This is a genomic window from Auritidibacter sp. NML130574, from assembly GCF_003185725.2.
GTDB lineage: Bacteria > Actinomycetota > Actinomycetes > Actinomycetales > Micrococcaceae > Auritidibacter > Auritidibacter ignavus.
The window spans coordinates 1794134-1813756 of the sequence record NZ_CP031746.1 but is presented as its reverse complement, the minus strand read 5'-3'; the positions used below and the strand labels follow the sequence as shown (position 1 = coordinate 1813756).

Here is a 19623-nt window from a genome sequence, read left to right as displayed (position 1 = left end):
ACCACTGAAGTGACTGCCAGGCTGTCCGACCAACCTTCCCCCTCAGCGCCCCCGTTCGCCGGGTTCCTCACCACAATCCACGAGCATGCTGGACCGCTGACACGCACACTCATCGCCGAGAACGCGTTCCACAGCGAAGTGCTCAAGATCCTCATGCCGGCCTTGATCTACCTGCTGAACGAACGCCGGATCGAGAAGACACTGCCCGGTCTCACCCCAGAGGACCGATACCAGGCCTTCAACGCCGACCTAGTCCCAGATGTCTTAACCGAGATCGAAACCCGATTTGCCCCGGTACACCGCCGCTTACACGAGCGGTTGACGTCTTTCGAAGATCTCTGCCACACCATCACCGACCGATACGAAGCAGATGCTGACGAACTGCGCTCATCAGGGATCATTCCCGCCACCGATGACGCGGTTGAGGTCATCGAGCCCACCGGCGATCTTCATGCGGGAACAGCGACATCGCGTGTCGGTCTGACAAGCGGAGTCGTTGTCTATTTCAAACCCCGCACCGCAGCGAATGAGACTCTCCTTCAGCGCGTCTCCGACCTCGTCTGCCGCCGGGCTGGCGACGAGCCCTTCCCCGTCACGCCCCCTGTTTTGGATCACACAACATACTGCTGGGTCCAGGCAGTCGAACGTACTGCCGCTGAAAGCAGCGAGGACATCCGCACGTACTATCGCCGTTCTGGACATCTGTTGCTCGTGGCCTATGCGCTCAGGCTGACTGACCTCCACCACGAGAACATCGTTCCCGTCGGGGATCGTCCCTGCGTCGTTGATGCCGAGACGATCTTCACCACCATGATCCGGCAGCCGTCATTTCCCACATCGGCGGCGACCGAAGTCAACGGAAAGATCCTCGCTTCTGTCACCGGTACCGGGATGCTGCCGATCGTCTCGGGGATGCGCATCTACGGCGGTGACGTCAGCGCCTTCTCCCGCGGGCACTGGCGCCCCGAGAAGCGTGTCCTCATCAACCCCGAACGCGATGACCTGCGCTACGAACGCGGATATGAAGATCGCTATGACCCCAGCCATCTCCCGTTCCTCGCCGACACCGATGGCCACACTGAGCCCATGTTGCCCAACGACCACGTCGACACAATCATCGAAGGCTTTACCCGCTCCTACCAGGCTCTGCTGGAATCTCGCGAGGACATCCGCCAGCTGCTCGAATCCAGCAGCGAGGCCGTCCGCTGCCGGTTGCTCGCCCGTCGCACGAGCGACTACAGCGTCTTCATCGAGTACCTCTGGTCCATCTCCAACCTGTCCAGGCAAGAAGACCTTACCAGGAGGCTGAGGAGGAGCGGGGCCGGGATCCCGACAGGGGTGATGGAGTCGGAAGAACGCCAGATCGCCCAGGCCAATATCCCGTCGTTCGCCTGCGGCGCAGCCTCGACATCCATCACCGACGCCGATGGAATCGCGGTCGGACAGCTATCGGAATCTCCTCTTCGCCTCACGCTCGAGCACCTCGACAGCCTGGACGAGCAGGACCTGACACTTCAACGCCGACTGATCGAGTTCACGTTTGAAAGCGAAGAGGTTCTCTCCCTTGTCAGTCCCACGCGCGTGACCTACCAGCGACACGTGGCGTCGTCCGAGATCAGCGACGCCGCACATCAGCTCTGGGAGCAGATCGTCTCGACGGCGGCACCATCGAGGACAGACGACTCGGTGAACTGGCTCAGCCTCGGAGTCGACGATCATGACCAGTTCGAACTTCGACCGCTGATCGGCAGTGTCTACGAAGGCACCACTGGCCTTGCGCTTGGGATGCTTGATTACCGGGATCTCACGGGCCAACACAGCGGTGACGGGATCTTCCAGGCGATCGGGCGAGAGGCCACCGAGGCTTTCCACCGTGACCTCGAATCACCCAAGCGACTGCTCTCGTACTACAACGGAGCAGCAGGGCACCTGGCACTCCTTTCAGCGCTCAGCCAGCGCGGGCTCATCACCACCGACGTCGACCAGCTCACCGAGACGTTCCTCAGCACGTGCCTGACGGCCTCCTTGGACGACGTCGACACGGACGTCCTTGCCGGCGTCTCTGGAACACTCATCGCACTCGCCGACGCCCCGGATGGCTCGCTGCGCGCCCACGTCGCTGAACGCCTGGCCACCTATCTCGTGTCTCTGCGCGAGACCCGATGGACGATCGACCGCCCACGTGGCCTCGACAATGCCAGCTTCGCCCACGGAGCCTCCGGCATTGCTACCGGACTGCTCCATGCCGCCCACATCACCGGAGACTCAACGTTCCGGGACGAATGGCGCGCCGCATGGAAACACGAAGCGAAGTTCCGGGCACACGGATCATGGCGCGACGAGCGCCACGACGACGGAGATCCCAGCGCCAACTGGTGCCATGGGCTCACCGGGATCATGCTCGCCAGGCACCGCTGGCTGTGCCTGGACGACACTCATGGCCTCCTCAGCCGCGACGAGCGCACAGAAGTCACCAGCGAGCTCCACGACGCGGCCCGAGGAGTCCAGAACATCGGCCTGGACCTCAACAGCCTCTCGCTCTGCCACGGCATCCTGGGGAACCTGCTTGCACTCGAGTCCGTATCCAACAAGCTCCCCACCTCGTCCTGGGACGACGACTGGCACAGCGTCGCAGGCTTCGGACTTCGCGACGGATGGCTCTGCGGACTGAGCTCGTTCGTCGAGTCCTACTCCGCCATGACCGGCGTCTCCGGTATGCTCCACGCGTTCTCCCGTGCCGCGGCCGGCACGACGAGCCCGTCGGCTCTGCTCATGCCGAGCCTCACCGGAGGCCGGGCCAATTGACGGTGAAGATCCGACTCCAGAATTCTGAACAGGACTGCTTGCTGGCCTGCTTCTCCATGATGCTGTCGTCCCTCGACATTGATCGTCTCCCGCACGAGCTCTACGAGGACGAGGCCATGCCACCGGACGGGCTCAAGGCCTCGTATCTGCGCACGCTGGATCAGCGCCTCGGCACCCGGACGCGGGCGTTCCGCGACCCGGGTGATCACTCCGTCCGCGCCGTCTTCCGCGGCTTCAAGGGGCCTGCCATTGCCCACTGGAATGGCAACCACTTCGTCGTCGTCACCGCCGTCTCCCGGCGTCACGTCCGCCTGATCGACCCCGCGCACGGGCGCATCAGACTGACCACGGAGGACTTCCGGCGCCACTTCGCCGGCACCTGGATCCTCGTGGCACCGGCTACCTATGCCACGGTCGACGTGTCCCCACCGGTTCGGCCGCAGCCGGCCATTCGCGTCTTCATTTCAAAGCACCTCGGGCTGCTCATCCTCGGTCTCGCCATCGGCCAAGGGGCATCGATAACAATAGCAGCAGGAGTCCGGGAGGTTCTCGACAGCACCCATGTGTGGGCGGTCACGGGCGGGCTGATCCTCCTGCTTGTGTGTCTCTACGCCGCCTCGGCGATCGCGCTGACCGTGGCTCAACGTGGTCTCTCAGATCGTTTCGAGCACAGGTATTCGAATCCGCTTTTTACCTCGTTCCTCCACAGGCCCTTCCTCTATTTCAAGAGCCAAACGACAGGGTCTCTGCTCGAGGTGCTCAGTCTCCGCGGAGCGCTCCGAGACACGGTGCTGGCCACCGCCGTGCCGTCCGCAGTCAGCTTCCTCACCGTGCTCGTTCTCGTTGCGTACTTGGCATGGATATCGCTCCCACTCACGCTCACCGCCTGCGCAATCGCCCTCGTCTTCACGACACTGGCGATCTTTGCGATACAGCGAGAACGCGATGCGAGCCAAAACTACGTCCAACAGCAGGTGGCTTTCAGTTCCGCGATCCAGCACGATATCTTCGCCATCGAAGAAGCCAAGGTGACGCGCACTGAGAACGCTGTCGCCGATCGCTGGCGGGAGGAGAACCTCCGTCTTACCAGCACGTTCAAGAAGACGCTGAGCGCACAGAATCTGAGCATGGCGATTCAGCGGATCTATTACGGCGTGTCTCTCGTGATCACAGCCGCAGCCGGTATCTACCTCTATCAGCAGTCGATCATTGGCATGCCGGACCTCGTGCTCTTCCAAGCCGGAGTGGGGATGCTGGCGACGTCGACAACGGAACTCAACAACTTCTTCGTCGCCTGGGCAAAGGCCCTGGTGTTTGAACAGCGGCAAGCGCCATTACGTCAACCAGGCCGGACCACAAAGCCTGACGTGGTGGATGAATCAACCGGATCGCTGATCCAAGGGCGTGATATCTCGTTCACCTACCCCGGCGGGGACCGCGTGTTCGAACCCATGAACCTCGACATACGCCCAGGTGAGAAGATCGCGATCGTCGGGGAGTCCGGTTCGGGCAAATCGACACTCCTGCATATACTCCTCGGACTGGTCAACCACGACGGAGATGTCATCCACGGGAGTCCTGAGGTTCGTCGCCAGCTCGGTATTGTCCTGCCCGGAATGTCTCTCCACGCCGGCACACTCCGGGACAACATCGTCGGCGACAGCGGCGCCGACGATGCGCGCGTCTGGCAGGTCCTCGATGCGGTCGGCCTTGCCCAGAGAATTGCAGCACTCCCACTCGGACTGGATTCGGCGGTGTTCGAGAACGGGAAGAACTTCTCCTCGGGACAAGCGCAGCGTCTGTTGATCGCCAAGTCTCTGCTCAGAGGCAGCTCGGCAGTGTTCTGGGACGAGGCACTCAGTGGCCTCGACCCGTTCACTCGTCAGAGCGTGTACCACGACGTGTTGGATGCGGATCAGTACAGGGGCGTCGCGATGGTAATGGTCAGCCATCAGCTCGATATGCTGACCCATGTTGACCGTGTGGTGTTCCTCGCTGGCGACGGAGCCCGTCCGCAGGTTGGCGACCACGTCGATCTGCTTTCAACCAGCGAGTCCTATGCCCGTTACGTAGAAGGGGCGGTAGGGCAGACCGTGGACTAAAGCCTCTTCCTCGCTTGCCCTGCTGGTGCCCGATGAGCCACCCGTCTCGCGATGGAGTTCCGGCGGATCATCTTGCACTCGGCCCGAGTGAACAACAGTTCAGAACGTCCGCGATACGGGGCCCGAGGGGTAGCTGCTGCCTTTTGGCATGTTACACAGGAGCGCCGTCTCAACCGCGGGCAAACTTGCCGACCGTAAAAATCCGGGTGTAGTCTCGTGCCACAGCGAGGGCCCGTCCCTGGCGGGCGCCTGTTGAGTCTCGATCACCGAGGAGGATGTATGGCGCAGCTCACCGCAAGCCGGGAGAATGCTCCGCAGAGGCGGCCCTACGGTGAAGCCCTCGGTAATGTGCCCGAACTGCGATACGCCCGGAAGTTGCTCCGCTTCCCCGGATTGCCGGACGTGTCACGACCGACAGGATGGAGGCGGACTACCTTCACGTCTCAAGACACAGGAATCGTCTGCTGCGCAATCGGCGAAGCGAGAGCTCGCAACTGCCTTTTGAGGAGTTCTTCCGCCGGTCCGGAATGGTCTCCATCTGCCCCAACCGGATGGGGACGTTCTTGACGCCGTGGAACCCAGCCACGATGAGCCATGCTGTCTCCGGGATCGAGTCCTCGGTGATCGCCAACTCGCCGTCATCGACGGCTTCGCGAAGGTGACCGGCGATTTTGTCGATCCACCCGACATAGGGTGTTGGAAGTGTCAGCGGAATCTGCGCTCGCTCGTCAAGGAGTCGTATCGCAGCCCGCGCAAAGGGCGATCGCACCGAGGTGACCGCCACTTGGGGAGTTTGCTGGCTCTTCGTAATTGAGGGTGTGGATCAGTGATTCCAGGACACGGCGTGGCGCTGCCCGGATAGACGTCGAGGTCTTCCGATGATGGAAGTTCTTACACAGTCCATCCGAAAGACCTCGACGTGTCCAAGCTTACTTTCTCATCTCCTGATCTCACGACGTTCTGCCGGCTCGACTCCCTTGACCTCACGTGCATTGGCCAGCACATCACCGGGCACAAAGCCATTCTGGAATGCCAGCCCAACACTGCCGATGACTGGTGCCGACGGTGTGGCGGACACGGGATCGTCCGCGACACCGTCGTCCGCCGCCTCGCCCACGAACCCTTCGGCCACCGGCCCACCACGCTTCACATTCGCCTCCGCCGGTACAAATGCGTCGAATGCGGCCGCGTATGGCGTCAGAACACCACTGCTGCGGCGCCACCACGAGCGAAGATCTCGCGAACCGGCCTCGACTGGGCGCTGCGTGCCCTCGTCATCGACCACGACACCGTGTCCGTGATCGCAGGCAAACTCGCCGTGTCCTGGCACACCGCGAACTCCGCGATCCTCGCGCAGGGACATCGACTGCTGATCGACGACCCGGCCCGGTTCGACGGGGTCAGCGTCATTGGTGTCGACGAACACGTCTGGCGGCACACCAGGCGCGGTGACAAGTACGTCACCGTCATCATCGACCTTACTCCCATCAGCCAGAAAGCAGGCCCGGCACGCCTGCTCGACATGGTGCCCGGACGATCGAAACAGGTGTTCAAGCAATGGTTGAAAGCCCGACCGAAAGACTGGCGTGATGGCATCGACGTCGTCGCGATGGACGGATTCTCCGGCTTCAAAACAGCCTCCGTTGAGGAACTGCCCGAGGCTGTCGAAGTCATGGACCCGTTCCACGTCGTCAAACTCGCCGGTGATGCCCTCGACGAGGTACGCCGCCGCATTCAGCAGGAAACCACCGGGCATCGCGGACGAGCAACAGACCCGTTGTATCGAGCGCGCAGGACTCTGCACACCGGTGCTGATCTGCTCACGGCCAAACAGCAGGAGCGGATCGTAGACCTCTTCGCCGACGCCAACTTCACCGCCGTCGAAGTCACCTGGGCCGTCTATCAAGACATTGTGCGCGCTTACCGAACCAACGACGGCAACGAGGGCAAGAAGCTCTTACAAACAGTCATCGACGATCTGACGACGAATCTGCCGACAGGACTGGCCGAACTCAAGCGGTTAGGACGGACTCTGAAGCGTCGAGCTGCTGATATCCTGGCGTTCTTCACCCGACCGGGAACGTCGAACGGGCCTACCGAAGCGATCAATGGCAGGCTCGAACACCTACGGGGCTCAGCACTCGGCTTCCGCAACCTCACGCACTACATCGCGAGATGTCTGCTCGAGTCCGGCGGCTTCAGACCGGTTCTACACTCTCAATTACGATGAGCCAGTTTGCTCAATGATCGCCGCAATACCATGCGCGCCCGATTCGGCATCGGCGCCAAGATATCGCCCACCCTCGAACACCCGCTCAATGAGCGCGGCAACAATATCGGCTTTGGTGCGGAAGTGGTATTGAACGTTGCCCTTCTGAGTGCCCGCACGCCCCGCGACGGTAGTGATGGACGCGCCGGAGTATCCCTTCTCCGCGAACTCGACCGCGGCGGCATGAAGGATCAATTCGTAGGACTCAGTCGCTCTGGCTTGCTTGGCATGCACGCCGACATAGTACCTCGTGCACGGCATCAACTCACCCCTCGTGGCGGCATCGCACCCCTTCCGGAGGTAGAACGAACGCGTGGCGCGGCGGCGCGTTCGCGGGCATGCCGCGGCGCCACCCGAAGGGGGTGCGACTGCTCGTGAGAACAACCACAGATCAGTCGCTCAAAGTCACCCGTTTCGGTGAACTCAAGATCCGTCAAAGCGCTGGTCGGCGTTCACCGGCGACGAGGAACAGAGCCCTCGTCCGGGTGGAGTATGCCTCCGTCGGGGTCACCGACGTCATGGCGGCCCGTGGTGACTACCATCTCCAGCCGGTCCCAGGGTTCGTCACCGGGTACGACTTCGTCGGGATCGTCGAATCGCTTCCGCCAGGAAGCCTCTCTGGTCTTCGTGTCGGCCAGCGCGTGGCCGGCGTCCTCCCAGCGATGGGGGCCCATGCAACGCGCCTCGCGGTCAGGCCGGACATTCTAGTCCCCGTTCCCAGCGCGCTTCACGCGGCCTCGGCGGCGACGATCCTGCTCGATGCCGTGACCGCGATGCACGCTTTGAGGCTGGCCAACCTGGAGCGGGGCGACTCCGTGCTCATCTAAGGAGCGGGAGGCGCATTCGGCTCCTGGGCGGTGCAGTTCGGGCTCCTTGCCGGGCTGTGCGTCTACGGGACGGCCTCCAACCGATCAGCGTCACATGCAACCAGTCTCGGCGCTGATTGCTACGACTACACCCACGGCGACTGGAAGGAGCAGTTGCTCTCCGCCGCCAGTGGCGGCGTTGATGCAGCGATTGACCATACCGGCGATAGAGAGCTGCCCGCCGTGGTCCGGGAGGGCGGATCGATTGTGCGAATCGCGTTCGGTGGGCAATCGGGGCGGCAGCGCCGAGCCACCGTGCACGGCAGCGTTTCGACCCTGCTCCGGTCTCGGGGGAACCCTCGCGAGGTTCTATGCTCTTTGCCTCTCGCGCTACGAACCAAGCCACGATTCCTCCGCAGCTTGCTTCAGGAGGCCATGACGCAAGCGGCAGAAGGTTCCGTGCGTCCGCCCGAGCCAGAGCGCATCTCCTTCGAAGATTCGCTGCAGTGTTTCGCTCAACTTGCCCAGCTGCCGGCGGGGCGAAAAGCCGTTCTCGCTATGCCCGATCACCCTCGACCCTAGGCGGTGCCATGTCTATAGATTCACCGATCATCCACTCGCCGGAAATGCAGAGCATCCGGGCCCGGACCATTGACTGGCAGCTCGGCGCAGCATCGGAACGCTTCTTCGGTGAAGGATTCACCCGCGTCAGACACGATGTACGCCCGACCAACGTCGGCTCAGAACGAGCCGAGTTCCTCATCAATGCTCACTATCCGGACGACTGGTCACGGAAGGGCGACGAGAACCAGCACGCTCATCTTGCCTCCGTCGACGCCATGGTCCTGGCCGCAAGAATGGCAGAACACTACCTCCAGTCGATAGGAGTCGAGGTAGCGAACTGCTGGATCTCTCACTGCACCTTGGACCCGGGCAAGGAAGTAGTGGACGTTTCCGGTCCGTTGTCCGTGTCTCTTGAGGTCGCCAAGCCTACACCGTCCGACGATACCGGCATCTCTTTTCGATGTCAGTTGCAGTCCTTCCGCGTACGAATGACGGTCCAGACGACAACAGCCAAGCGTGATATTGACTGTAAGAGCGATACGCTCCCCGGGTACTACGCAGACGGCTATAAGCGCGTCCACCGCCAGCTCTCCTCCGCGACCTCTACGCCTGACGATCCACGGATACACTCCTACTTCACGCTGTCAGACCCCATCGGGCCCTCCGGTCACGGCGGGCTTGAAAGCAACCACGGAAGCGTCGTGTCTTTCGTTGACGCCAATATCTTCGCAGCTCAACTTGGACAGGTCTACGTCTTTGAGCTCGACGGCCTCGATCGTGCATCCACCCGCACTCTCTGGTTGAGGAAAGCTGAGTTCACGCGAAACTCTCCACCCACCAGGCGAAAAGTACGAGGACATGGTCAGTGTCGATCTCGTCAAGGCCCGCCTCATCGAGCGACCCACAGTGTGTTGGCGCACGGCAACACTTCACGCGATCATCGGCGGGGTCTCCGTCAACTACTCGCTCGCGCACGACGTTTCAGATCGGAAGGAGCGATGATGCGCATCGTCATCTCCGGGACATACGGAACCGGCAAGACGACGCAGGCGAGACGAGCAGCCGTCGAGCTTGGCCTGCCTCTCGTGGCCGCACGCGGCATGCGTGACTTTCTCCGCGATCACTTCGACGGGAAGCCACTACATGAGTGTGACTACCTCGACCTCCTCGAACTCGGCGTCCGGCGCTTCGAGGGACGCGTAGCAACAGAGCCGGCCTGCTCACAAGGACTCGTCTCAGACGGGTCCTCACTCAACGAATGCGCTTACGGACTCGGCCGGATCAAATTCGGCCTCAGCCTAGGAGCAGCCCCCGATCGCCACAGAGAACAACGATCATCCTTTGATCAGGCCATCCGACGCATAGGGCAAGTGTTTCTCGATCACGCACAGAGTTCTTACGACCTCATAGTGCACCTGCCGATCGAGTTCGCCATCGCCTCAGACGGCCACCGGCCATTAATGGAGGAATACCGATCCTTCACTGATTCGAAGTTGAGGCGTTCCGCTTGCAGTCTTTCCGTTCCCGTCATAGAAGCTTCTGGAAGTGTTGCCGAGAGATTAGCTACCGTTCAAAAAGCCACGAGTGACTCGCGGTCCTTGGCTTAAGCTGCGGGAAAGAACATCGACAAATTCTCAATCTTGGAGAAGGTGCGCTCGAGAATTGAAATGACCTTTCCTCCCTTACGTGAGGCGTTCTGGTGGGCAAAATTGGCGCTTGCTAGGTGTAGTTCCTCGACAGGTTGTGAACGGTCGGTGACCTCAGCGGAGACCTCCGATATCGATGTGGGTAATCACACTCACGAATCGATAAACGGAGGTTTCCTATGGTTCACCGTAGGTCACCGCTGACCCCTGAGGGAAGGCGACGCATCGTAGCCCTGGTCATCGAGGATGGGTGGTCCCAGCGTCGGGTCGCTGAACGCTTCCAGGTCTGCCCAGCCGCAGTCAGCAAATGGGTCAAACGCCACCGGGAGGGCCACGGGCTTAACGACCGCTCTAGTTGTTGTGGGTCATGACGTTGTGGTCACCGGAGTGTGGGTAGAAGGAACGGGCCTCTGACCGGCACGATGGGTGGTGTCTAAAAATCCGTCGCTGGGGAGGAGACCCGTTCCATGACCCACCGTAACGCCCCACTGACCGTTGAGGGAAGACAACGAGCCGTAGACCAGGTCGTTCAGCACAACCGTCCGATCTCCCACGTGGCTGCGCAGTTTCATATCGCCGGTTCGACACTGTCGAAATGGGTCGGCCGGGACCGCCAGCTCGGAGCCGACGGGCTGGAAGACCGCTCCAGCATCCCACACCAGGTCCCCAACCGGTTGCCTGCACACGTGGTCGCGTTGATCGAGCAATAGCGCCGCGAACACAAATGATCAGCACCCCGCATCACCCATGAACTGCTTGACCAACACCACATCCACTGCAGCCAACGCACCGTAACTTGCTGGCTGGACCGGCTCGGGCTCAACCGTCTTCGGGACATCACCCCAGAGGGGCAGAACCTACGCCGTCCAGGGAAGATCAGTGCCCGCTATCCCGGGCACATGGCCCATATGGATGTCAAAAAAGTCGGGAAGATCCCCGACGGAGGCGGCTGGTGGGCCCATGGCCGAGGCAGCCAGCAAGCACTGGCTGCCAAACGATGACACAAACAAAAAGTTGGCTACACCTACCTCCACTCGATCATCGACGGGTTCTCCCGTCTGGCCTACACCGAAGCGCTCGAGGACAAGAAAGCTACAACCGTGATCAGGTTCCTCCACCAAGCACAGGCCTACTTCGCCGCCCACGGCATCACCCACATCGCACCACTGGTCACCGACAACGGGCCCTGATACCGCTCTGCCGCGTTCGAGGCTGGGATCAAAGGATTCATCGGCCGCCACCAACGCACCCGCCCGTACACGCCACGACACAACGGCAAAATTCAACGCTACAACCGGCTCCTGGCCGACGAGTGCCTCTACGCCCGGCCCTACACATCAGAACAACAACGACGAGGAGCCCTTAGAACCTGGAACCATCACTACAACTATCATCGACCCCACACCACCTGCAGTGACCAGCCACCCGCCTCACGCCTCCACACCCGTGTCGACAACGTCATAACCAACTACACCTAGGCCCGTCAAGAAGTGCCTGTCCCATGACAGCAAAAACAGAGCGACGATTCACCCCGACCCTGCGCATGGTGCGCTATCCACCGATGGCGCCGTGCGCAGGAAAGTCCAACTCATACGTCTCGGGGGGACCGGCAAGGGAATTTTACTCCGTGAACCGGACTTGTCTTAGAGGTCTTTCTTCGAGTCCTGTTTTTCCAGTGCTTTCTTCGCGTTCTTATGGACTACCGAGGCCAGGATGCCTACGCCTACCACCACGACTGTTAGCACAATAGCTGCACCGGATCCCTGCTCCGGAAGGACCTCAACAGCCGGGGCTATGGGATCCGGAAGGCTACCGGGATCCATCACGTTATTGAGGACAACAAACACCGCGACCACCAGGGCTATGATCATGACTACAAGCGAAACAAAGCGTACTGCTTGCATCGTCGAGCTCTCCTTCACTAGGGGTAATTGCACTCCCATCGTGGGCGGAATAGGCGAGTTGCTCTAGTGCCACTGTGTCATGACCTACTCGTGAAGTCCTGAGATTCTCTCTCAACGCCGAGCACAGTCTTATCTTGAGCCTCGAGTGAAGAGTCCCGCCATCAAGGGGATATCGTGTGGTGGGAACGCATTTGTCGCTACCAGGAGTGGCCACCTGTAATGCTCAGCCCAGCTGGAGTGTTACAGCTGGGGTAGGTCGTCGAGTAGATGTCGGGTGTAGGAATGTGACGGGTTGTCAAGGACGTCATTGACCGGCCCGTGGTCGACAATTTCGCCCTGGTTCAACACTGCCACTTGCGTGGCGATGTGTCGGGCCAGGGCGATGTTGTGTGTGACGAAGAGTAGGGCCAGCCCGCGCTGGTGGCGCAAGTGGTTCAACAGGGCCAGGATGGAGGCTTGCACGGAGACGTCCAGGGCTGAGGTGATTTCATCGCAGACCAGCATCGAGGGTGCGTTGACCAGGGCGCGGGCGATGGCTGCGCGTTGGCGTTCCCCTCCGGAGAGGTCTCCGGGCCGGCGGTCGTAGAAGCTGGGGTCCAACTGGACAGCTTCTAGGGTTTCTTCCACCACAGCCCGGTGTTGGGAGGAAGGTAGCCGCTGGGACATCCGCAACGGTACGGTCAGGGATTTCCCGATGGATTGGCGCGGGTTTAGGGAGGAGAAGGGCGACTGGAAGATGTACTGGATGTCTTGGCGGGCATCGAGGCTACGGTTGCGGGCCCGGTGTTCCAGTGCCTGGCCCCGTAGTTGGATGGTGCCGGTGTAGTCCGGGTTGAGCCCGGCGATCGATCGGGCCAGGGTGGTTTTACCGGAACCGGATTCGCCGAGTAATAAGGTGGATTCCCCGGGATCGATGGTGAGGTTGATTCCCTTGAGCACCTCATGGGACCCGTAGGACATCCGCAACTCCCGCACAGCCAGCAGGTGTTGGCTGGGCCCGGATTTCTCCTGCGGTTGAGACTGTCCCTGGGCGGCGGTGGAAGGCTCGGTGATCGCGGGCGCCTGGTTGGTTTCGGTGAGATTTTTCTTTCCGGCTAGATCGGGTACTGCCCGCAGGAGGCGTTGGGTGTAGGGGTGGTCGGGTTCGTTCAGGATTTTGCGCCAATCGCCGATTTCCACCAGGTCACCGCGTAGCATGACCGCCACGCGGTGGGCCAATTCGGCGACCACCGCCAGGTCGTGGGTGATGTAGAGCGAGGCCACATCGTGGCGGGCGGTCATTTCCCGAATGGTGTCGAGCACGTGGGCTTGGGTGGAGACATCCAGCCCGGTGGTGGGCTCATCGAGCACCAGCACGTCGGGGTTCATAGAGAAGGCCATGGCAATACCGATGCGTTGTTGTTGGCCGCCGGAGAGCTGGTGTGGCCAGCGACGCTGGTAGGAATCATCATCGGGCAAACCGACATCGCCTAAGACCTGGGCGACTCGCTGGGCGCGCTCGGAGGAGTTGGAGCCGTAGCCGTGGATGTCGAGTACTTCCCGGATTTGGTCGCCCACCCGCATGGCCGGGTTAAGGCTCAACGCCGGGTCTTGGGGGATGTAGGCGATGCGTTCGCCACGCAGGGCTCGAATGCGGTCATCGGTGAGTTCAATGACGTTGATTGGAGTTTCGCCAGTGCGTGGGTAGAGGGTGATCTCGCCACCGGTCTGGGCTAGCCCGGTGCGGAAGTGGTTCAGACAGGCAAGCCCCACGGTGGTCTTACCGGAGCCGGATTCTCCGACCAGGGCGAGGATTTCGCCACGGTGTAGATCCAGGTCCAGGTCGTGAATGATCTGGTGGCCGGTGCCGGTGGCGGAGACGCTCAGCCCCCGGATGGTGAGCACCACGGTGTCAGTTGCGCTGGTGGGATGGTCGGGACTCATCGGTTGGCTACTTTCTCCGCGGTGGTCTCGGGGGTATTGGTCTTCGTGGCCAGTCGGGAGGCCTTCACCGGCAGGGCGGTGGCACGTGCCAAGGCGTCGGCCAGCAGGTTGGTGCCGATCGAGTAGGTCAGGCGTAGCCCGGCTTCCACGGCCAGCGGGCCGGTGATGTTGGGGAAGATCTCGCGAACCAGGATCTGGGTACGCGGGACCGCATAGAGTTCGGCGGCGCGGATGTAGTCTTCGGACGTGACTGCCAGCGTGGCAGCCCGGGCCACCCGGGCGATGCGGGGTGCTTCTATCGTTTTCGTCAAGCTGCTGGAACAAGTTGTGCTGGGCGAGATTCGTAGAACGTGCCGTCTCTGAGCATGGCGAACAGGACGTCGGATCGGCGTCGGGCGAGGGCGATGACGGCTTGGTTGTGGCGTTTGCCTTCGGCGCGTTTTTTGTCGTAGTAGGCTCGCGAGGCGGGGTCGCCTTTAATCGAAGCAAAGGCAGATAAGAACAGCACTCGTTTGAGCACTTTGTTGCCGCGCCGAGATGGGGATTCTCCACGGATGGAGGTCCCGGATTGGCGGGTCACGGGTGCGATGCCAGCATATGATGCTAAGTGAGCTGCGGATTGGAAGTCTTTACCGACCACTTCGGTGAGAATGCGTGCGGCAGTCCTGACTCCAACACCGGGCATGGAAGTCAGGACTTCGGTAAGAGGGTGCGCATCAACCACCAACAAAATTTCAGCTTCAACATCACTGCGTTGCTGCGTGAGTTGCTGTAGTTGGGCAGCTAAGCGACCAATAATATGCTCAGCAGCATGAGTGCCGGTCACGATAGTCGTTTGCTCGGCTAATGCCCTAAAGATCTCATCGGTCAACCGTGCTGCCATGCGTGGCGCAAGCTTTTTGAGCCGAGCTCGAACGTGGCCTCGACCGGCGCGTTTCAACCCCGCAGGGGTTGGGTACCTGCCGAGTAAATCAACGACTGCTGGGTGTGCCAACCGTGGCCCCAGCACGCGCTCTAATGCTGGATGGATCTGCGTCAGCAGCCCTCTGAGCCGATTGCGGACTTGAGTCAGCTGGGCTGCCAGGTCATCATCAAAACCACACAGCATTGACAACTCCGCGATCTGTTCTTCAGCCACGGTGATACCCCGCAGCGTGTGTGGCATGGTGCGGGCAGTTTCGGCAATGATGTAAGCATCTCGGGCATCCGTCTTCGCCTGACCCGGATGCAGATCAGCGACTCGACGCATCGTCAGTCCTGGCAAATACGCCACCTGAGTATCCATCTGCTGAGCTACAGCGACAACCAGCGCACCGATAGTTTTCGGCTGGTCTACTACGACCAGCAACTCGCCGTGTTTGGCGACAAGATCTGTCAGGAGTTCCTGAATCTTGGGCTCGGATTGTGGCAGCGGTTTGTCATGCACTACCCGGCCCTGCTGATTGACTGCGGTGGCGTGATGCTGAGACTTTCCGACGTCGATACCAACGAATACTTGGGGTTCCATATCGATCACCTTCTTGGGTGCGTTCCAATAAAAACAAGGTGACCGGTGGTTCGTGCGTTCACATCCACGTTACGAAGACCCACAAAAGTTTGGAGCGTGCTTCTATTAGCGATCCGAACGAACCAGACTGGTTCCGGTGACTACACCCCCCTGATCATCAACGACTGGGGGCAACCATCATGCCGGAACCAGCTGGTTACCTACACTGCATATCCTGCCGGAAAACAGTGACACCTAAAAGGTAACGGGGGCGTGGGTGAAGCCGATGACCAGGATGAGCACCAGGGCGGAGGGACCGAAGATTACGATGGCCAGCATGGCCAGAATCAGTTGGGGGAAGGCCAGCACCACGTCGTTGACGCGCATGATGATCGCGTCGGTGATCCCACCGGCGTAGGCGGCAATCATACCCAACAGGGCGCCGAGGACCAGACCGATGGCGGTGGCGGCCGCTGCGCACAGGAGCAACAGGAGCCCGCCCCCCACGAAGCGGGAGAGGACCGACCGGCCGAGATTATCGGTACCCAGCAGTGCGTCGTTGGTGAACGGCAAACCGACGAATTCGGTGGTGGAGTATCCGGTGATCTCCGGGGCGAAAAAGTAGCCGACCAGGGCAATAAGCAGCACCAGGCCAGTGAGGATGACGCCGATTTTGCCTTCGGGTTGAGCCCAGATGCGGGCCATGAGTGGGTCGGGTTTGGAAGCGGAGGTTTTCAGCTGGCTCATGAAGCACTCCTGAGCTTGGGGTTGGCCAGAATGCCGACGATATCGGCGGCGAGGTTGACCAGGACGTAGACCACGGCGATCAACAACGAGATGGCTTGCACGACTTGCACGTCACGATAGGTGACCGCATCGATCAGCGCCTGGCCCAGGCCGGGGTAGCGGAACAGGTACTCGATCACGACCACACCGCCAGCCAACCAGGCTAACTGGATGGCCACCACCTGGGCGACCGGTCCGATGGCGTGGGGTAGCGCATGGCGGAAGACCACCCGGCGTTCGGGAACACCTTTCAGGCGGGCCATTTCCACGTACCCAGAGTCCAGAGCCTCAATCATGGTGGCTCGGGTCATGCGGGCAATATACGGGCTGACCACCAGCAACAGGGCCAGGGTGGGCAGAATCAGCTGGGTGGGAAATTCCCAGACCCGTTGATCCGGCGGGTTCATGGTCACCGCCGGCAAGATTTGGAACACCGAGGTGGCAAACAGGGTCACCAGGCCGATACCGATGACGAACTCGGGCATGGCGGCCAGGGCCAGGGAGATCCAGGTGATGGTTTGGTCGCGTTTCTTCCCGCGGTGTCGTGCGGTATAGATGCCGACACCAATTCCGATCGGGATGGACAGTACGGCGGCCAGTACCATCAGCACCAGCGAGTTCACCAGCGGTTCGCCCAAGTATTCGGAAATCGGCCCACCGGTGGAGGTGGAGGTGCCGAAGTCGCCGGTGAACAGTCCACCCAGCCACAGGAAATATCGTTCCCAAGCGGGCCGGTCGAGGTTCATCTCGGCTTCCAGGGCGGCGATGCGTTCGGGGGTGGCCTGTTGGCCGAGGATGGCGGTCGCCGGGGAGCCCGGCAAGAGCAGGGTGGCGCAAAAGACCACGATGGAGACCGCCAAGAGAATCAGCAGGCTGATTCCCAGTCGTCGAATAATCAGCTTGGTCATGCGTTCACCTCAGCAATCCAGGCGCGCTGGAAGTTATAGCCAGACAGGGGCAAGCCGGTGGCATTTTCTTCAAAACCCATCACATATTTCTGCATCGCGTCGACCTGGTTGGAGAAGCCCCAGATGATGTAGCCACCCCGGTCGAAGAATTCTTCTTGGAGCTCGGCAATCTTTTCTTCGCGTTCGGCGTCGTCGGCGGTGGCTTGGGCTTCGGAGACTCGGGCGGCGAAGTCGGGATCCTCCCAGTGGGTTTCGTTAAACGGTGCGGTGTCCGTGGCGCATTGGTCGACCTGGGCGAGGAAGTTGCGGGTGTACCAGAAGGACTGTGAGAAGGGATAGTGCAGGTAGTTACCGTCACCGTAGAACGTGGTGGTGTCGACCTGGTGGAGATTGACCGTAATTCCGGCGGCTTGGACCTGTTCGGCTAGCACCTGCGCGGCCCGGACCGCGCCGGCTTGGATCTCGCTGGTGACCAGATCCACCTCGAGCCCGTCGGGGTAGCGGGCCTCCGAGAGGAGCTGTTTGGCTTGTTCGATGTTTTGTTGACGCTGTTCGAGGTGGTCCGGGTACCCCGGGTCGTAGAAGGCGAACATATCGTTACCAAGCTGGCTGTGACCGGAGAACACCTGGTTGACCATTTGCTCACGGTCGATGGCCAGTCGCATGGCCTGGCGGACTTTCACATCGTCGAATGGGGCGGTATCGACTCGCATGGTAAACGGGAGCCACATCCCGGTCTCGGAGTTCAACACCTGCAACCGCTCATCGGCATCCACCACCCGGGTTAGGGTCGGGTTGATTTGGCCGATGGCATCGACCTGGGTGGAGAGTAACGCGTTGAGCATGGCGTCTTCTTCTTGGAAGTTCACCAGCTCGACCCGATCCAGGTGGGCGGGAGTATCCCAGTAGTTGTCATTGCGGTTCAGGGTGGTGATCTGACCGGGTTCGAATTCACCGAGCGTAAAGGGGCCGGCCCCGATGGGGTCGCTTGGATCGTAGTCTTCGGGGACGATGCCCATCTGGTACTGGGAAAACGCATCGTCGAGCTCCGCATCCGGGGTGGAGAGCTTGAAAATCAGGGTGCGTTCATCGACGACCTCCATGCTGTCGATGACTTCCATCATCGAGGCCCCGTTCTTTGGATCATCAGGGTTGCGCACCCGCTCGACGGTAGCAATGACATCTTCGGGGCGGACCGGCCGACCATCGGAGAACGTCACGCCCTCGCGTAGCACTAGCCTCCATTCGGTGGCGTCGTCGTTGACCTCCATGGACTCCGCCAACCGGTATTCCAATTCATAGTTGTCGTCCCGGCGCAATAACCCCTCGTAGAGGTTGATCACCCGCGCGGTGTCTCCGGAGTTCACCGGTGCGTGGGCGTCTAACGAGTCGGTTGCTGACCCGCCGGCGAGCCCAACTCGCAAGGTGCCACCTTGAGTAGGCGGGCCGGAGGTATCCACCTGGGTGACCGGGGGTGCGCTACAGGCTGAGAGCACGCCGAGCGCGCCCAGGCCAAGAGCCCCGCCTAACAGCTGGCGCCGATTCAGGTGCAAGCCTGCCGGGCGGGGGTCGGGGATGCGGTGATGGTGGTTCATAGTGAGGAATACCCCGTGGTGGTGTGATGATGGTGATAGGTTTCGGAAACCATATGGCCCAAGATGAGCTGATCGGCCAGCGTCACGGCCCGATCGGCGTCAAGTCCTCCGGTAATCACCCGGATGCCCAGCCCGTCGATCAAAGCAGCAAAGACATCGCGGAGTGCATCGACAGGGGTATCGACCAGGACATGCTGGTCTTGACCGGTCTGAATGAGCGTGGTGACGGTGTCGAGCCAGCGTTGGTAAGCGGTGGCGTTGACTTCTTTAGCATCCGGGAAGGCGGGGGCAGCCGACCAGAATTGCACCCAGGTGGCCCATTCCAGTCGAGTACGTTCAGTGGTGGGTAACTGGGTGCGGGTCAGCGATCGCAGTGCCTGAACGGGGTCGGTGATCGCCAGCGACCGTGCCTGGGACTGGGCAGCTAACTGGCTGCAGTGGTGCAACGTCGCTCAGAAGATGGCGTTCTTATTCTCGAAGTAGTACAGCACCGCGACCGGGGACATGGAGGTAGCCCGGGCGATATCGTCGATTTTCACGGTGGAATATCCGCGGGAAGCAAACAGTTCCCAGGCAGCAGCCACCACCGCTTCGCGCCGAGAGCACTGGGTGTTGGTGTCCTGGCGGGTGGGGAAGGGATGCGAGGAGGTATCTGTGCCATCGCCCAGAAGCCAGTCCACGCTCACACCGGTTAGTCGCGCCAGCGCATGCAGTTCGGTGGCCGAAAATTTGCGCACCCCGGCTAAAGATTTGGAGAGTTTGGATTCATCGAGACCCATCTGCTGGGCCAGGCGTGAGTCACGCAGTAAACGTATCACCGGCTTGCGGT

At 61.1% G+C, this 19623-nt stretch carries 17 protein-coding genes and 2 pseudogenes; 8 read left to right on the top strand and 11 right to left on the bottom strand.

The window, feature by feature from the left end; translation table 11 throughout:
• Positions 1-9: 9 nt before the first annotated feature.
• Together DCC27_RS08160 and DCC27_RS08155 are read left to right on the top strand one after the other, a co-directional pair.
• Positions 10-2805 carry a type 2 lanthipeptide synthetase LanM family protein gene (locus DCC27_RS08160; protein WP_110110495.1) on the top strand — a complete coding sequence of 932 codons (2796 nt, stop codon included), beginning with the start codon at positions 10-12 and terminating at the stop codon, positions 2803-2805.
• A 2-nt stretch (positions 2806-2807) separates the two neighbouring features.
• Positions 2808-4907 (top strand): cysteine peptidase family C39 domain-containing protein, encoded by a 2100-nt coding sequence (locus tag DCC27_RS08155; protein WP_246840164.1) that lies wholly within the window; start codon positions 2808-2810, stop codon positions 4905-4907.
• Positions 4908-5343: 436 nt separating this feature from the next.
• Here the strand turns inward: DCC27_RS08155 and DCC27_RS08150 are convergent, their stop codons facing one another.
• Entirely contained in the window at positions 5344-5676 is a 333-nt protein-coding gene (locus DCC27_RS08150) for a hypothetical protein (protein ID WP_148707524.1), read from the bottom strand.
• 150 nt (positions 5677-5826) lie between these two features.
• Between DCC27_RS08150 and DCC27_RS08145 the strand changes: the two genes are divergently transcribed.
• Positions 5827-7137 (top strand): ISL3 family transposase, encoded by a 1311-nt coding sequence (locus DCC27_RS08145; RefSeq protein ID WP_117328640.1) that lies wholly within the window; start codon positions 5827-5829, stop codon positions 7135-7137.
• Here the strand turns inward: DCC27_RS08145 and DCC27_RS08140 are convergent.
• Complete coding sequence (locus DCC27_RS08140) at positions 7129-7410, bottom strand: TetR/AcrR family transcriptional regulator (RefSeq protein WP_168186105.1); 282 nt, start codon at positions 7408-7410, stop codon at positions 7129-7131. The genes DCC27_RS08145 and DCC27_RS08140 overlap by 9 nt on opposite strands.
• A gap of 128 nt (positions 7411-7538) precedes the next feature.
• Here DCC27_RS08140 and DCC27_RS08135 point away from each other — a divergent pair, with 128 nt between their 5' ends.
• The 5 genes and pseudogenes from DCC27_RS08135 to DCC27_RS08115 all read left to right on the top strand — a co-directional run bounded on the left by DCC27_RS08135 (position 7539) and on the right by DCC27_RS08115 (position 11670).
• Positions 7539-8003: an alcohol dehydrogenase catalytic domain-containing protein gene (locus DCC27_RS08135; RefSeq protein ID WP_168186104.1), complete on the top strand. Its 465-nt coding sequence runs from the start codon at positions 7539-7541 to the stop codon at positions 8001-8003.
• A 30-nt stretch (positions 8004-8033) separates the two neighbouring features.
• On the top strand, positions 8034-8564 hold the full coding sequence (locus DCC27_RS12835) for a zinc-binding dehydrogenase (RefSeq protein ID WP_110111046.1): 531 nt from the start codon (positions 8034-8036) through the stop codon (positions 8562-8564).
• Positions 8565-8572: 8 nt separating this feature from the next.
• Positions 8573-10153, top strand: a complete 1581-nt coding sequence (locus DCC27_RS08125) for an AvrD family protein (RefSeq protein ID WP_168186103.1) — start codon at positions 8573-8575, stop codon at positions 10151-10153.
• Positions 10154-10371: 218 nt separating this feature from the next.
• Positions 10372-10563, top strand: a complete 192-nt coding sequence (locus tag DCC27_RS08120; protein WP_110111044.1) for a helix-turn-helix domain-containing protein — start codon at positions 10372-10374, stop codon at positions 10561-10563.
• A 96-nt stretch (positions 10564-10659) separates the two neighbouring features.
• Positions 10660-11670, top strand: a pseudogene (locus tag DCC27_RS08115) (IS481 family transposase).
• Positions 11671-11835: 165 nt separating this feature from the next.
• Here DCC27_RS08115 and DCC27_RS08110 read toward each other — a convergent pair.
• The 9 genes and pseudogenes from DCC27_RS08110 to DCC27_RS08070 form a co-directional block, all read right to left on the bottom strand.
• Positions 11836-12063: a hypothetical protein gene (locus tag DCC27_RS08110; protein WP_148707523.1), complete on the bottom strand. Its 228-nt coding sequence runs from the start codon at positions 12061-12063 to the stop codon at positions 11836-11838.
• Positions 12064-12336: 273 nt separating this feature from the next.
• The gene (locus DCC27_RS08105; RefSeq protein WP_110111042.1) at positions 12337-14019 is read right to left on the bottom strand and encodes an ABC transporter ATP-binding protein; all 1683 of its coding nucleotides are present in this window, start codon (positions 14017-14019) and stop codon (positions 12337-12339) included.
• Positions 14016-14312: pseudogene (locus tag DCC27_RS12670) on the bottom strand (ABC transporter permease subunit); the annotation flags it as partial. The pseudogene DCC27_RS12670 and the gene DCC27_RS08105, both read right to left, overlap by 4 nt.
• 14 nt (positions 14313-14326) lie before the next feature.
• Positions 14327-15526, bottom strand: a complete 1200-nt coding sequence (locus tag DCC27_RS08095; RefSeq protein ID WP_117328642.1) for an IS110 family transposase — start codon at positions 15524-15526, stop codon at positions 14327-14329.
• A gap of 234 nt (positions 15527-15760) precedes the next feature.
• Entirely contained in the window at positions 15761-16252 is a 492-nt protein-coding gene (locus tag DCC27_RS08090; protein ID WP_110110628.1) for a hypothetical protein, read from the bottom strand.
• On the bottom strand, positions 16249-17199 hold the full coding sequence (locus DCC27_RS08085) for an ABC transporter permease (protein ID WP_110110629.1): 951 nt from the start codon (positions 17197-17199) through the stop codon (positions 16249-16251). Before DCC27_RS08085 ends, DCC27_RS08090 begins: the two co-directional genes overlap by 4 nt.
• Entirely contained in the window at positions 17196-18794 is a 1599-nt protein-coding gene (locus DCC27_RS08080) for an ABC transporter substrate-binding protein (RefSeq protein WP_110110630.1), read from the bottom strand. The genes DCC27_RS08085 and DCC27_RS08080 overlap by 4 nt, the downstream gene beginning before the upstream one ends.
• On the bottom strand, positions 18791-19240 hold the full coding sequence (locus DCC27_RS08075; RefSeq protein ID WP_110101293.1) for a TetR family transcriptional regulator C-terminal domain-containing protein: 450 nt from the start codon (positions 19238-19240) through the stop codon (positions 18791-18793). Before DCC27_RS08075 ends, DCC27_RS08080 begins: the two co-directional genes overlap by 4 nt.
• A 6-nt stretch (positions 19241-19246) precedes the next feature.
• Positions 19247-19612: a TetR family transcriptional regulator gene (locus DCC27_RS08070; protein ID WP_110101294.1), complete on the bottom strand. Its 366-nt coding sequence runs from the start codon at positions 19610-19612 to the stop codon at positions 19247-19249.
• Positions 19613-19623: the final 11 nt, after the last annotated feature.

What these genes read in the sequence shown, in the direction of transcription:
- DCC27_RS08125 (WP_168186103.1), top strand. Translation starts at nt 8,573, where the DNA reads ATGTCTATAGATTCACCGATCATCCACTCGCCGGAAATGCAGAGCATC.
- DCC27_RS08120 (WP_110111044.1), top strand. Translation starts at nt 10,372, where the DNA reads ATGGTTCACCGTAGGTCACCGCTGACCCCTGAGGGAAGGCGACGCATC.
- DCC27_RS08110 (WP_148707523.1), bottom strand. Translation starts at nt 12,063, where the DNA reads ATGATCATAGCCCTGGTGGTCGCGGTGTTTGTTGTCCTCAATAACGTG.
- DCC27_RS08105 (WP_110111042.1), bottom strand. Translation starts at nt 14,019, where the DNA reads ATGAGTCCCGACCATCCCACCAGCGCAACTGACACCGTGGTGCTCACC.
- DCC27_RS08095 (WP_117328642.1), bottom strand. Translation starts at nt 15,526, where the DNA reads ATGGAACCCCAAGTATTCGTTGGTATCGACGTCGGAAAGTCTCAGCAT.
- DCC27_RS08090 (WP_110110628.1), bottom strand. Translation starts at nt 16,252, where the DNA reads ATGAGCCAGCTGAAAACCTCCGCTTCCAAACCCGACCCACTCATGGCC.
- DCC27_RS08085 (WP_110110629.1), bottom strand. Translation starts at nt 17,199, where the DNA reads ATGACCAAGCTGATTATTCGACGACTGGGAATCAGCCTGCTGATTCTC.
- DCC27_RS08080 (WP_110110630.1), bottom strand. Translation starts at nt 18,794, where the DNA reads ATGAACCACCATCACCGCATCCCCGACCCCCGCCCGGCAGGCTTGCAC.